This is a genomic window from Streptomyces sp. NPDC012794, assembly GCF_042901085.1.
In the GTDB taxonomy this organism is placed as follows: Bacteria; Actinomycetota; Actinomycetes; order Streptomycetales; family Streptomycetaceae; genus Streptomyces.
Map to the genome: position 1 here is coordinate 149,625 of NZ_JBIBCI010000001.1, position 13,693 is coordinate 163,317.

General features: G+C 71.0%; 8 protein-coding genes. 2 read left to right on the forward strand and 6 right to left on the reverse strand.

Annotated elements, in window-relative coordinates; genetic code table 11:
* Positions 1-56: 56 nt before the first annotated feature.
* Positions 57-1,598, reverse strand: a complete 1,542-nt coding sequence (locus ACFY7H_RS00730) for an alanine/glycine:cation symporter family protein (protein ID WP_388931070.1) — start codon at positions 1,596-1,598, stop codon at positions 57-59.
* 604 nt (positions 1,599-2,202) lie between these two features.
* On the opposite strand from ACFY7H_RS00730, the gene ACFY7H_RS00735 reads away from it, so the two are divergent.
* Entirely contained in the window at positions 2,203-2,484 is a 282-nt protein-coding gene (locus ACFY7H_RS00735) for a hypothetical protein (RefSeq protein WP_388931073.1), read from the forward strand.
* A 42-nt stretch (positions 2,485-2,526) separates the two neighbouring features.
* A complete protein-coding gene (locus ACFY7H_RS00740) occupies positions 2,527-4,491 on the forward strand; it encodes a potassium channel family protein (RefSeq protein ID WP_388931076.1) in 1,965 nt (654 codons plus the stop codon).
* Between the two features lie 283 nt (positions 4,492-4,774).
* Here the strand turns inward: ACFY7H_RS00740 and ACFY7H_RS00745 are convergent, their stop codons facing one another.
* From ACFY7H_RS00745 to ACFY7H_RS00765, 5 genes are all read right to left on the reverse strand, one after another.
* A complete protein-coding gene (locus ACFY7H_RS00745; protein WP_388931079.1) occupies positions 4,775-5,257 on the reverse strand; it encodes a hypothetical protein in 483 nt (160 codons plus the stop codon).
* 239 nt (positions 5,258-5,496) lie between these two features.
* Positions 5,497-10,365 (reverse strand): DNA repair ATPase, encoded by a 4,869-nt coding sequence (locus ACFY7H_RS00750; RefSeq protein WP_388931081.1) that lies wholly within the window; start codon positions 10,363-10,365, stop codon positions 5,497-5,499.
* A gap of 97 nt (positions 10,366-10,462) precedes the next feature.
* Complete coding sequence (locus tag ACFY7H_RS00755; protein ID WP_388931084.1) at positions 10,463-12,523, reverse strand: flotillin family protein; 2,061 nt, start codon at positions 12,521-12,523, stop codon at positions 10,463-10,465.
* A 60-nt stretch (positions 12,524-12,583) separates the two neighbouring features.
* Positions 12,584-13,198: a hypothetical protein gene (locus tag ACFY7H_RS00760; RefSeq protein WP_388931087.1), complete on the reverse strand. Its 615-nt coding sequence runs from the start codon at positions 13,196-13,198 to the stop codon at positions 12,584-12,586.
* A 176-nt stretch (positions 13,199-13,374) separates the two neighbouring features.
* Positions 13,375-13,686, reverse strand: coding sequence for a transcriptional regulator (locus tag ACFY7H_RS00765; RefSeq protein WP_388931089.1), 312 nt, complete (start codon positions 13,684-13,686; stop codon positions 13,375-13,377).
* Positions 13,687-13,693 lie beyond the last annotated feature (7 nt).

Sequence of the window (13,693 nt, forward strand, 5' to 3'; positions counted from 1 at the left end):
ACCAAGGCGCGAGGTGTGTACGGACCCGCTCAGGAGCCGGGCCGCCGGGGGGACGGTCAGACGGTGGTCTTCACCGGCTCCTGGTCTTCGTCCTCGTCTGCTTCGTTTTCCAGGCCGGCGTCGCGGCGGCGGACGAAGTCGAGGAAGGAGTTGAGCTCGCGCTTGACGACGGGGGCGAGCAGGTAGAGGCCGATGATGTTGATGACGGCGAGCATGAAGAGCACCGCGTCGGCCATGTCGATCAAGGTCTGCAGGGTGAGCAGGGAGCCGGCCACCGCGAACAGGGTGTACATGACCTTGAAGGTGAGCTCGCTGCCCTTGCTGCGGCCGAAGAGGTGGGTCCAGGCCTTCATGCAGTAGTAGCCCCAGGTCAGAACCGTGGAGATGGCGAACAGCATGACCGCGATGGTCAGGATGTACGGGAACCAGGGCAGGACGGTGGCGAAGGCGTCGGAGGTGATGGTCACGCCGCCGATGGACTCGCCCTTGCGGGCCTCGCCCCAGCTGGCCGGGTTGGCGATGACGATGGTCAGCGCGGTCATGGTGCAGATGACGACCGTGTCGATGAACGGCTCCAGCAGGGCGACCAGGCCCTCGCTGGCGGGGTGCTTGGTCTTGACCGCGGAGTGCGCGATCGGGGCGGAGCCGAGGCCGGCCTCGTTGGAGAAGGCGGCCCGCTTGAAGCCGACGATCAGTGCGCCGAGGACACCACCGGCGACACCCTGCGGGTTGAAGGCGCCCTCGATGATCGAGGAGATCGCGGACGGGACCGCGGAAACGTTGACCAGGATGACGACCAGGCAGGCCACGATGTAGATGCCGGCCATCGCCGGGACGAGCCGGCTGGTGACGGACGCGATGGAGCGGATGCCGCCGAGGAGCACGATGCCGACGATCGCGGCGATCAGGATGCCGAAGAACAGGGCGCCGGCGGAGGATCCCATCATGCCGCCCTCGCCGCCGGTGACGGAGACCAGCTGGGCGTAGGACTGGTTGACCTGGAAGAGGTTGCCGCCGAAGAGGCCGAAGAAGAGGATCATCGCGGAGGCGAGGACCGCCAGGACCTTGCCGAGCGTCTTGCCGCGGGCGCCGAAGCGCTCGGCCAGGCCCTTGGGCAGGTAGTGCATCGGGCCGCCGGAGACCGTGCCGTCGGCGTGCACCTCGCGGTACTTCACACCGAGCGTGACCTCGACGAACTTCGTGGCCATGCCCAGGAGACCGCAGAGGATCATCCAGAACGTCGCACCGGGCCCGCCGATGGAGACGGCGACGGCGACACCGGCGATGTTGCCCAGTCCGACCGTGCCGGAGACTGCGGCGGTCAGGGCCTGGAAGTGGTTGACCTCACCGGTCGAACCCTTCTCGTCGTACTTGCCGCGCACCACGTTCACCGCGAGGCGGAACTTGCGTATCTGCACCAGGCCGAACCAGCCGGAGAAGACCAGGCCGGCCACGACGAGCCAGGCGACGATCAACGGCAGCTGGGTTCCCCCGACGGGGACGGAGTAGAAGACGATGTCTCCGAGCCACTTGGCGATGGGCTCGAAGAATCCGCTGACGGCTTCGTCTACGGAGGTGGTGATGGTGTCGAGTGACATCAGGCTTTACCTCGATGGCGCAGAACCGGCGCAGTGCGGTGCGACGGTGTGATTGCGGGCAGGCATGGAGCGAACGCCGTTGTCCGATCGGCGACCCTGGGCGTCTCGATCCGCGGACTCGGACCGTGACCTCCCTGGCCGTGCAAAGCCGGTGCGAGCCGGCGGTCCGTGGTCCGGCGAGGGGTGGTGCCGAAGCGGAGTGGCGTATTCATAGCACGCTCTTTACGGGATCTTTAGTGATGCAGATCACTGCAGGGAAGGCTCGAGGTGTGCTTCCGGGGGTCGGTGATGCGATCGTTATCCGGATCTGAGGTTTTCCTGAGCGAACACGGCGTGCTGGGTGATCGCCCGTGAGGGCTCCCGCGGGGGGCTGAGGAACCGCGAGGGGGGAAGGGCGGTCATCGTGTCGGTCGTCCTGCGGGACCTTTTCCACACACCCTCTGGCACCCCACGCACCACGGCGGCCTCAGTCGCCTGGCCATGACGGCGCTCTGGCGGCTGCCCTGCCGCCGGCTGCTGCGGCGCGGGCCTCAGGTCGGCAGACCAGATCGACGCCGACGCGGGCGCGGCCATCCTCGACGGCCTGGCCGGGGCCGTCTCCGTGGTGTCCGTCGACTTCCAGCAGTACGCCGAGCCCCACTGCTTCCACGACGGGGACGACCGTACCTCCCTCGCCCGCCAGATCACCTGGGCCCTGAACCTGGCGGACCAGGCGGCCGGCGCCCGTCACCCGGACGTCCGGCTCTCCGCCGCGGTGCTGAGGGCGGCGCTGGACGACCTGGCCGCCATCCTCGACGAACGCTTCCTCCATGCCGGAGGCACGGCGCGCCAGGTCTTCGCGGCCTTCGCCGACGATCACGGCCGCCACGCCGGGGGCGGCGCCTGACCCGCGCGGCTCCACGGCTCCCGGGGACGGCATGCTGGTCCGATGATCGATGCTTCGACACGCCAACTCCCGCACACTCCAGGCCGGATGGTCGTCTGCGGGGATGACGGGCTGGCCCGGCGACTGGCTGCCGAGCTCCAGGACGTCTACCGCGAGCCCGTGACCTTGGTGGTGCCCGCCACGCGCGAGCCGCAGCCGGCCGTTGGCCGACGGACGGGACGGGGCTTGGGGCTGCTCGCGCGGGTTCCCGTCGTCGGGCCCCGACGGGCCGCCCCGGAGCACGGACCCCTGCGGGACCTCCGCCTCGTCGAGGCCGCCGAGCCCGAGGAGGAGGTGCTGGCGGCGGCCGGGGTGGCCCGGGCCGCCGCCCTGGCGCTGGTGTACGAGGACGACGAGACCAACGTCCGGGCCGCTCTCGTGGCCAGGCGGCTGAACCCGCGCCTCCGGCTGGTCATCCGGCTGTACAACCGCCGACTGGGCCAGCACCTCGAAGAGCTGCTGGATCAGGCGGCCGTGGTCGCCGAGCCAGGTCTCGACCTGCGGCAGCTGGACGCCTCGACGACCGTCCTGTCGGACGCCGACACCGCGGCGCCGGCCCTGGCGGCTTCCGCGGTCGCCGGAACCAGCAAGGTCGTCCAAGCCGACGGTCTGCTGCTGCGCGCGGTGGAGCGCACCCCGCCCGGCCGGGGTCAGGTCGCCGACTCCGGCCTGTGCACGCTGGCGCTGCTGTCGGCGACGGCCGGCGACCCGGCCGGCGCCGAAGGGTCCGAGGCCAGCGGCGACGGGGGCCCGCAACTCCTGCCCGACGACCGGGCCGTGGCCGCCGCGACGGGCCGGGCGATCGTGGCCCTCGAGGCCGTTTCCCGCGCGGCCGCGGCGCGGGTGGGCCCGGCGGCGCGTCTGTCGGTGGCGGCCCTTCCGGTCGGCTCCCTCTTCTCGCGCAGACTGCGCTGGGCGCTGGCCGGCATCGCGGCAGCCGTGGCGGCCCTGGCCGTGGCGTCCTGGGTGACGACCGGGGACCATCCGCTCCACGCCGCGTACATCACCCTCCTCGACATCTTCGCCATCAACGACCCGGCGCTGGGGGAGCCCCCCGAGCGCAAGACGCTCCAGATCCTGGCGGGCACCGTCGGCCTGCTCCTGTTGCCGGTGCTGGTCGCAGCGGCCCTGGAGGGGCTCGGGGAGTTCCGGACGGCGACGACGCTGCGCCGGCCGCCGCGCGGGCTGTCCGGCCACGTGGTGCTCCTGGGCCTCGGCAAGATCGGTACCCGGGTGCTCGCCCGGCTGCGGGAGCTGGACATCCCGGTGGTGTGCGTGGAGTCGGACCCCGAGGCACGCGGACTGGCTCTCGCCCGACGGCTCCGCGTGCCCGTGGTCCTCGGCGACGTGACGGAGGAGGGAGTCCCGCAGGCGGCCCGGGTCCACCGCGCGCACGCCCTGCTCGCACTCACCAGCAGCGACACGACCAATCTGGAGGCCGCCCTACACGCCCGGGCGGTCCAGCCGGAGCTCCGGGTCGTCATGCGCCTGTACGAGGACGACTTCGCCACCGCGGTGTACCGCACCCTGCGCGCCGCACACCCTTCCGCCCTCACCCGCAGCCGCAGCGTCACGCACCTGGCCGCCCCGGCGTTCGCCGGGGCGATGATGGGCCGCCAGGTCCTCGGCGCCATACCGGTGGAGCGCAGGGTGCTGCTGTTCGCCGCCCTCGACGTGGGCGGGCATCCGCAACTGGAAGGCCGGACCATCGCGGAGTCCTTCCGGCCGGGCGCCTGGCGGGTGATCGCCCTGGACACCGCCGCCCCCGAGGACCGCCGGCCCGACCTGGCCTCCACCCCGGACGAATCCCCTCCGACCGCCGGGCTGGTGTGGAACCTGCACCCCGGATACGTCCTCCAGGCGCAGGACCGCGTCGTCCTCGCCACCACCCGCCGAGGCCTGGCCGAGCTGACCGGCCGGCACGGTTCCCGCCCGTCAGACCCCCAGGCCGGCGGGCGGACGAGATGAAGGGGGGAGCGGGCGAGCGAGTCCTGCCGATCGGCTCGAACTCACCCTGTGACGCTTCGGCCACGGACAGCCGAGTTGTCGTCGATACCTGTCCCGTCTGGGCTGCCGCCGACTGAGGCCTCAGCCGCGCGCCGGCGATTCCCGGCCCCCCCTGAAGTTCTGCCCTGGTCGCAGGCACACGCGGTGGGTCAGGACCTCCGACGCTGGCACGCGCATGCTCACACTGACGGGGGGGCGGCCGACGGGGCAGCGAGGGCGACGGACAACTCCGTCACGGGCCTCCTCAGCAGGCGCCTTGGGTTGCGGTGGCCGTGAGGTAGTGGTCTTGGCGAATTGACGTGAAGCGGCTGTTCGGGTCGACCCTGGTCATGGTGACGCGAATGCAGTACTCGGTTTCGGTGTCCGCGCTCGAGATCGTGTAACCGTGGCCGGCGTCCCCGATTGCGTCCCCGACGGCGTCCCGGGAGACGTCAAGGCCCAGGCCGGGCCCAGTGCCGCTGTCCTCGACGGCGTCTCTGATCAGGGTCCCGAGGTGCATGTCGGGGCTGACGTACTGCGTGCTCCCGGTCAGGTTCTCGGTCCCCTGATGGACGGCCGTGCGTAGTTCGGCCTCGCTCCATCGGGAGCTGTTCCGGAGGCCGGTCATCGCGCCGACGGCGACGATCGGCGCGATGATGATGAGCGCGAGACCAACCGGGTTGCGGTGGTTGTACACGTACCGGTTCGTCCCCCACTCGCTCCGTGTGAACACGGGTTCCTCACTCAATGGTCTCCCCTGGTGTCGTCGGAGGTGCAGAGTTTCGTCGCCGTCAGCAGGAGCCCTCGGTGACGGTCGCAATGACGTGGTGGCGTTCTAGTCCGGCGGAGAAGGATCCTGGGACCGTCTTGATCCTCGCCCTCACGGGCCCCCTCCTGACCCGCCTCGTCGGCAGCGAGCCCCTCGGAAGGGCACAAGGGCCGGCCACTTCGGCGAAGCACGGAGCGGCCGGCCTCTCGCGTCGTCTCCTAAGCCTCCCGGGCCGCATGGCGTCCGGCCGGGAAGGCGGGCCGGTGGCCTGGGTTCGTGGCGCGGGTGATGGCGTTCTCCACCGCTGCGACGCGGTCGGCGAGCAGGCCGAGGGCGGCGACCGCTCGGCTGAGCGGGTCGTCGTCGGCGCCGCCGAGGGCCTGGGCGCGGGCGTGGGAGGTGGTGACCTCGGTCCAGCGGGCTGCCTGCTGGGCGCTGTGCGTGCCACGGAGGGCGCCCAGCTTGAGGAGGTTGGCTTCGGCTCCGGTGGTGAGCGTCTGGGCTTCTGCCGTGTAGTGGTCGTCGATGATGGCGATCAGCTCGGCGTCGTTCGTGACCGGTGAGATCCGGGCGGCGATCTTGTTCATGTTGCGGTAGGAGCCCTGGAGCTGGAACGTCGGCTCGGTGCGGCTTTCCTCGCTCTGGGCGGCGGAGGCGATGTAGGCGTCGTTGACGGCGAGGACCGTCTCCCGGGCGGCGATGAGGTGGCGCAGTACGGCGAGGATGCGGTCGAGTTCGGCCGGGGGGTACGGGTGGGTGAGCCGGTCGCGGCGGGCGGTGGGGTCGGCGGCGGCGAGCCGTACGAGGAGCTCCAGGTCGGCGCGGTCGCGTCCGGCCAGTGGGGCGAGAGCCGGATTCGAGGTGAGGGCGTTCTCGACGAAGCTGAGGGCGAAGGCGTCCTCCTTGCCGGTCAGGACGTCGCCGAGGTTCCACACGTCGGCGCGGTTGGCGAGCATGTCGGGGACGCGGAAGCGCTGCCCGGACTCGGTGTACGGATTGCCGGCCATGCAGACGGCGAAGCGTTTGCCGCGCAGGTCGTGGCCGTTCAGCGTGCGTGTCGTGTCGCACAGCGGGATGAACTTCTGGAGCAGTTCCGGTGCGGTGTGCTGGATGTCGTCCAGGTAGAGCATGACGTTGTTGCCCGCTTCCAGGGCGAAGGCGATCTTCTCCAGTTCGCGGCGAGCGGTGGAATTGGGGGCGGCTTCCGGGTCGAGCGAGGTGGTGTCGTGCCCGAGGGAGGGGCCGTCGATCTTGACGAGGAGCAGGCCGAGGCGTTCGGCGACGTACTCCACGAGGGTCGTCTTGCCGTAGCCGGGTGGTGAGAGGAGCAGCAGCAGACCGCTGCTGTCGGTGCGCTTGGCGTCGCCGGCCGCCCCCAGTTGTCTGGCGAGGTTGTCGCCGATGAGGGGGAGGTAGACCTCGTCGACCAGGCGGTTGCGTACGAAGGAGGACATGACCCGGGGCCGGTGGTCGTCGATCCGCAGTCGCATGCGCTTGGCCGTGGCGAGGGTGCTGCGCTGCCGCTGGTAGGCGCGGAAGCCCGGGACATCGTGTGCGGCGAAGTCGGCGGTGCGGGCGAGGAACTCGTCCAGGCGCAGGACGAGGGAGCGCTCCCTGATCCGCGGGTGGGCGCCGAGCAGACCGGAGACGGTGGCCGTGGCGGCGCCGCCGGCCTCGTAGCGCTCCAGTGCCGGGCACAGTTCGACGGCGGTGGCTTCGGCGATGTCTCCTTCACCGATGTCCTCGCCGGATGCGGCCGCGTAGGAGGTGAGCCAGCCCTCGACGAGCTGCCGCCGTGCCGGCATGTCCGGAAGCAGCTTGAGGTCCTCTTCGTACGGTGAGGTACCCACGCTGCGCCGGAATTTGTCCAGGAGGGTGCGGGCGGCGGTCGATACCGCGAATCCGATCGGTGTCGACGTCAGCTCTTCGAAGAGGTACTGGGCGGCGCGCGCCGGGTCGGCAGCGCCGGTCGGCGTGAACACGCTGATTGCTTCCGCCAGTTCCTCCTGGAGGCCACTGATGGCGGGCGCGAGCCCGAACGTGTCGCGGGCCCGGGCGAGGGACACGGCACGGCGCGTGAAGGAGTCACGCTCCGGCTCGGTCGTGCCGTGGGCCCAGTACAGCGCGGCCGCGGCCCTTTCGTGCGGCGGGTGGCGCAGCAGCCCGGCGCTCTCGTGGAGCCGCAGCAGCACGCGCAGGATCGCGGTGGCGTCGTGGTCGTGGACTCCGCGCTCGTACCCCTCGTCGTACGAGGCTGCGGCGGCCTCGCGTACGAGTGTGTCCAGATCGGCGCCGGCGAGCGCGTCGGCGCCGTGCTCGGCCAGCAGGCGCGCGGCCAGGTACTCGGCGCGGTACACCTCGGGCGACTCGGAGACGAGCGTCCGGGCCCAGTAGGGCCGGGTGGCGACGAACTCGGGATCGGTGACCGGACGGCGGTAGTCGGTGCCGGTCAGGGCGAACGCCAGGCCGTCCTGGTGCGGGACGAGCGTCAGCTCGGGGGCCTGGCGGGTGACGGCGAACCGGTGCCGGCCCAGGCGGATGGTCTCTCCGCCGTCTGTGAAGAGTTCCGTACGGTCGCGCAGCGCGCGCCCGGCTTCCTGGCGGGCGGCGGCCAGCCGGCCCTCCAGTTCCTCCGCCCTTACGGAGTCACCGAGTTGGCGCAGCTCGTCCGCTGTACGGCGGACCTTGGCGGTCATGGGGTCGGAGGCGAAGTACGCGTTGACGGCGTCAAGGCCGTCCAGGGCTGACGCTCTGCGGGTGACGGTCTCCAGCATTCGGCGCGCGGAGTCGGCGAGGGCCTCGGCTCGCCGGGCGCGGGCGTCCCGGAGGGTCTGCTGGCGTGAGGAGAACACGTCGTGGACCTCGGTCCGCTTCTCCGCGATCTGGGCGAGGAAGCCGTCGTGCTCGGCGAAGCGCGATTCCAGGTTCTCCAGCTGGAGCAGCAGGCGGGCGAGCTGGGCCTCGCAGTCCTCGGGCGTGGCGGCAGCGGCCAGGGCGCCGGTGACGGCCTGGCCCAGGAGCGCGAACTCGGCCGCGAACTCGGCCCGCCCTTCGCGGTCGAGCAGCTCTCGGCGGCGGGCGGCGAGGGTTGCGCGGGCGCGGTTCACGCTGCCGAGGACCTCGGCGATCCGCTCCAGGATGGCGGTGCGCACCGTGGCGTCACCGGAGTCCAGGCCCGCGACGATCTCGGCGAGGGTCTGGAGGCCGAAGGCCCGCTCCTCCAGCCGCTCCGCCACGGGGGCGGCCTCGGCGACGGTGGTGATGGCCTCGGCGTCGGCGGTGAGCTGCTCGGCCTCGGCGCGATAGGGGGCGAAGGCGTCCTCGCGGCGCAGGAAGGCCACGGCGCGCTGTGCCGCGGAGGCGATGTCGCCCTCCACCTTCCCGGCCAGGTCCTCGATGCCCTCGGTATCCGCGTACCGCATCTCCTTCAGCGTGACCAGGCGGCCCTGTGCGCGGCGCAGCTCCGTGATGCGCTCGATCCACTCCTCGGCGGTGGCGGGGGCCTCGCCGCGGATTCGGCGGACGAGCCGGGCGATCGCCTGAGCGGATTCGGCGAGGGCGTCGGCAGCCTGCCGGGTGAGGAGCTGGACGCTCTCGAACTCCTCCAGCACCTGTGCGGTGGTGGACCGGATCCCTTCCAGGGGCCCCTGCAGGTCCCCGCTCTCCGCGTCGCCCAGCCAGGGGAACCGGTCGGCGGCCCGTACGCAGGCGGCGAGCAGCGTCTCGTACACCGCCCCGGAGGGTGTGGCTTCGGTCTCGGTGGCCTGGCGGGCGATGGAGAGGCAGTCGGCGATGCCCCGGACCAGGTCGGCGTTGCCGATGCGGGCGAGCGGGCCGTTGCCCGGGGCGGTGTGGTGGGTGTCGGAGGTGTAGGGGGTCTGCCAGATCTGCACCGGGTGCATGCGGGCGGGCTCCGCGCCCTCGGCACGCAGAACGACGAGGGTGCCGTCGTCGAACAGGGCGTGGCCGTGGCACGGGATGGGGGCGGCGACCTCCTTGCGGATCAGGTTGTAGGAGAGCAGCAGGCGGCGTCCCTCGGCGCGGGCGTGGAAGGCGAACAGCACGTCCTCGCCGTTGGGGGAGCGGACGGCCGTCTCGAATTCCAGGTCCGTGGTGTCCGTGTCGAAGGTCTTCACCGGGCCGGAGGCGAGGCAGTAGCCGCCGGGGAAGACGATGCCCTGGTCGTCGGGCAGCCGGCGGCAGGACCGGCCGATGCCGTCGAGGCGGACGACAGTGTTGGTGACGGTGTTGAAGACGAGGTGGCGCCTGGTCTCCTCCTTGTAGGGGCGGATCCGCAGCAGGATCAGCGTGCCCACGGTGGCGTACGCGACCTCCGCGTCCGCCAGGGACTGGAGCGGCTCGTCGACCGGCTCGCTGTGAATGCCCTCACCGGTCTCCGTGTCGTTCTCGGTCTTCACGGTGAGCGCGCCGCCGACCGTCGAGACGAAGAGCCGCCCCCCGATGGAGGTGTGCGGGTGCCGGCCGAGGACGTGGTCGTCCCGGGTGGTCTCCCGCCACTCGACGTCGTGGGCGGGCGGGAACACGTGGTCGCGCTCGCCCTGGGCGTCCAGGAACCGTGCCTCGCCGGCCGCGGTGAGGGACCAGCGCAGTACGCGGATGTCCTCTGCCTGCTCACCGGTCCGGAAGACGGCCAGCAGCCTGCCGCCGACGCGGCGGAGCCCGAGCAGCCGCGCGCCCCGGTAGTAGCGGTGCAGCGCCCCGAACTCCCGGATGAAGCCGGGGTCGTCGAGGAGGCCGGGCGCCGCGCCCTCGGGAAGCGGGTTGAGATCGCGGTCGTAGAGCGCGAGGACGTCCCCGACGGACTTCTCCGGCCCCTGGCCGGTGGAGCCGTTGTAACCGAAGAGCAGCAGCTCGCCGACGGCGACGATGTCGCGGGGCACGCGGCTGTGCTCGGTGCGCAGGCGCTCGGAGCCGGCGAGCGTGAGACCGGCCCCGCCGAACTCGGCGATCCGGGCGGTGTTGAGCGCCTCGGCGCGCCGGGCCAGCTCTCCAGCCTGTGCCGCGAGCCGGTCGCGCAGCACCTCGTACGTCCCCGCGTCCATCGCCGTCGTCGTCGCCGTGGTCATGTGGTCCAGCTCCCTCGTGTACAGACCGTGGTACGGGGGCGGAGCCGCCATCCCCTCCTCGGCGGCTCCGCCCCCCTTGACCGCACCCCCGTGGCGGTCAGCTCTCGGCGGCGCCGTTCAGGCAGGCGCCCTTCTGCCCGGCGAGTCCACTCACCGGCAGGTCGGCCAGTCCCAGCTGCCGTGCCTTGGCCATCAGTGCGTCCAGCTCCCCGGATCCGGTCGGCATCAGCTTCATGAGCAGGGCCGAGACGGTCAGGTTCTGCACGTCGGCGCTCGAAACCGAGCCCAGCACCTTCGTCAGGTCGTCGGTGAAGGAGCCGGAGCCGTCCAGCCAAGACCCGGCCAGGTTCCGGGCGGTCTGCGAGTTGTCCATGAAGCCGTCCACCGCGCGGCCCATCGACATCGCCCCCACGATCCGGTCGAAGAACGCCGACTCGCCGCCGATGATGCTGATGTCGGCGCTCTCCAGCCCCGTCGCCAGGACGGCGGCCTGGGCCTCAGCGACCCGCCGCCGCATCTCGAGGCCGGCCAGCCGGATCTCCTTCTCGGCCTCCAGACGCAGCCGGTACTCCTCGTGACCGCGCGAGGCCTCGTCGAGGGCGGCCATCGCCGCCGCCTTCTCGGTCAGGCCCTCGGCCTCCGCCTTCAGCTTCTCGCCGATGGCCACCGCCTCGGCCATCGCCATCTCCCGGGCGCCGTCCGCCTCTGCCTTGAGCCGCGCCGTCATGGCCCCGGCCTCGGCCCGGCCCGCCTTCTCGATGGCGTCCGCCTCCTTCTCCCGCACGGCCACCGCGGCCAGACCCTCGGCCGCGGCCTCCGCCTGGATGCCTTCGGCGAGGCGGATCTTGGCCCGGGCGTCGAGGTCGGCGGTCTTGTTGCGGGCCTCGGCGAGGGTGAGCTCCTCCGCCGCCCGGTGCACGGCCGCCTGCTCGGCGGCCTCCGCGGCCTTGATGTCCTTGACCAGCTTTTCCTGGGCCTCGGCCTCGGCGCCGATGACGATCGCCTGCCGCGTCCGCTCCGCCTCCTCCACCGTCCGCAGCCGCTTGATGGACTCCTCCTGCTCGGCGACCGTACGGTCCACCGCGATCCGCTCGCGTACGACTTCGGCGATGTCCCGCTTCTCGGTCTCCACCTCCTTGTCGGCGGCGATCCGGGTCAGCGCGGTCTCACGCTCCCGCGCGATGACCTCCAGCAGACGGTCCTTCTCGATCCGCTCGTTCTCGATGGCGATGACCCGCTCGCGGTTCTTCTGCGCGACGGCCACCTCACGGGCCTGGTTCTCGCGCTGGACGCCGAGCTGCTCCTCCGTCTTCAGGAAGGCACTCTGCGCCCGCAGCCGCTCCTCCTCCACCACACGCGCGGTCTCCGCCTCCTCCCGGGCCCGTACCGTCTCGATCTCGCGGCGCTGCTTGATCTCCGCGTCGGCCTGACGGCGCTCCAGCTCCAGGATGGCCTCGCGGGCGTCGACGTTCTGCCGGGTGAGCTCCTTCTGCTCGTGCTGGCGGAACTCGTTGGTGCGCACGCTCTCGACGGCCGTCAGCTCGGTGATCTTGCGGATGCCCTGGGCGTCGAGGATGTTGCCGGCGTCCAGCTGGGAGAGCGGGGTCTGCTCCAAGTAGTCGATCGCCGCGTCCTCCAGGCTGTAGCCGTTCAGATCGGTGCCGATGATGTGGATGATCCGGTCGCGCAGTTCATCGCGCATCGTGTAGAGGTCGATGAAGTCGAGCTGCTTGCCGACCGTCTTGAGCGCCTCGGAGAACTTGGCGTTGAACAGTTCCTGCAGCGTCTCCTTGTCCGAGGCCCGCTGGGTGCCGATGGCCTGGGCGACCTTGATGACGTCCTCGACGGTCTTGTTGACGCGGACGAAGAACGAGATGCGGATGTCGGCGCGGATGTTGTCCTTACAGATCAGACCGTCGCGGCCGGTCCGGGAGATCTCGATGGTCTTCACCGAGATGTCCATGACCTCGGCCTTGTGCAGCACGGGCAGAACGACCTGCCCGGTGAAGGTCACATCGACCTTCCGCATCTTGGAGACGATCAGGGCCTTGCCCTGCTCGACCTTGCGGAACAACCGGGTCACCACGAGCAGTGCGGCGACCACCAGGACGAGAACGACGATGACGAGCGTGCCGAGGCCCAATGAGATGGCATCCATGAGGAATCCCCACGTGAGAAGTCGAGGCCGAGAAGCCCGGAGGCGGAAAGGAGCGGCGGATCAGCCGCGTGGGTCGAGCAGCCCATCGAGAGCGCTGAAGGGCCCGACCCAGAAGAACTCGCCTGCGTCGTCGTACGCGTAGAGCAACGCGGTACTGCCGAGCGTGAGCGGATCACTACCGTGCTGGCGGACCTGGACGAGCGCCGTGGAGCCGTCCTCGGCCGCGACCTCGGCCTGGCCGAAGACCGCGTCCACCCACCCCGTGCGGATGACACAGGTCAGGCCCACGAAGTCCAGCCGGGACGGCCCGGGTTCGTCGGGGAAGAGTTTGGCCAGGGGCCGTACGAGCACGCGCGTCACGCGCCACGACAAGACCGGTGCGGCGCACAGCAGCACGGCGCCGAGGAAATGGACCACGGCTCCCGGCCAACCCGTACGGGCAAGAAGCACCGACCCGGACAGACTCGCGAACCAGGCCACGGCGATCAGCAGCGAGGCTGACACGGTGACGGGAACACCGCCGAGCCCCAGAGCACCGTTGTCGAGATCAGAGCCGATGTCCTGATGGTCCGCGGCCCCACACAGCACGAGCAGCCAGAAGCCGAGGACGACGACCAGGGCCGCGCTGAACAGCACAGTGGGAAAGCCGAGAGCGGTATCGATGAACTCGTCCACGCGTCCCCCTCCCTTCCGTCACCCGGCACAGGTGCGTCGGCCCCTCCGGCCTCGGCCCATCCTGTCCTGGCGGCGGCCCGTCCCACATTGCCGGTCACCGGCAGTCTTTACGCCTCTTTAACGCCGACCGGAAGGTGCGGATGACTGGCATGGGGGATTCCGCATGTCGCGCCCTGTCATGGCGTGGCCGAAGCACGAGTGCAGGGTCCATGCCAGTGACGTTCCATTCGTTCTGCGTGTATCAGTGCGGAGCCCGCGATTGCCGTGAGCGCGGCGATGTGACGCCGGTATGCGGCGGTTCCGGCCTCGGTCAGGGGCAGCCAGGTCCGCGCCGGGCGGCTGACCTGTCCCTTCTCGACTGTCACCCAGCCCGCTTCCTCCAGGCGCGGGACCTGTTTCGACAATGCGGAGTCGGTGGCCGCATACCGCCCACGTGCGGAGCATGGCCCAGCCGTATGCGTGGCAGTTGCAGTCGCCCCCAACCGCACATCCAGA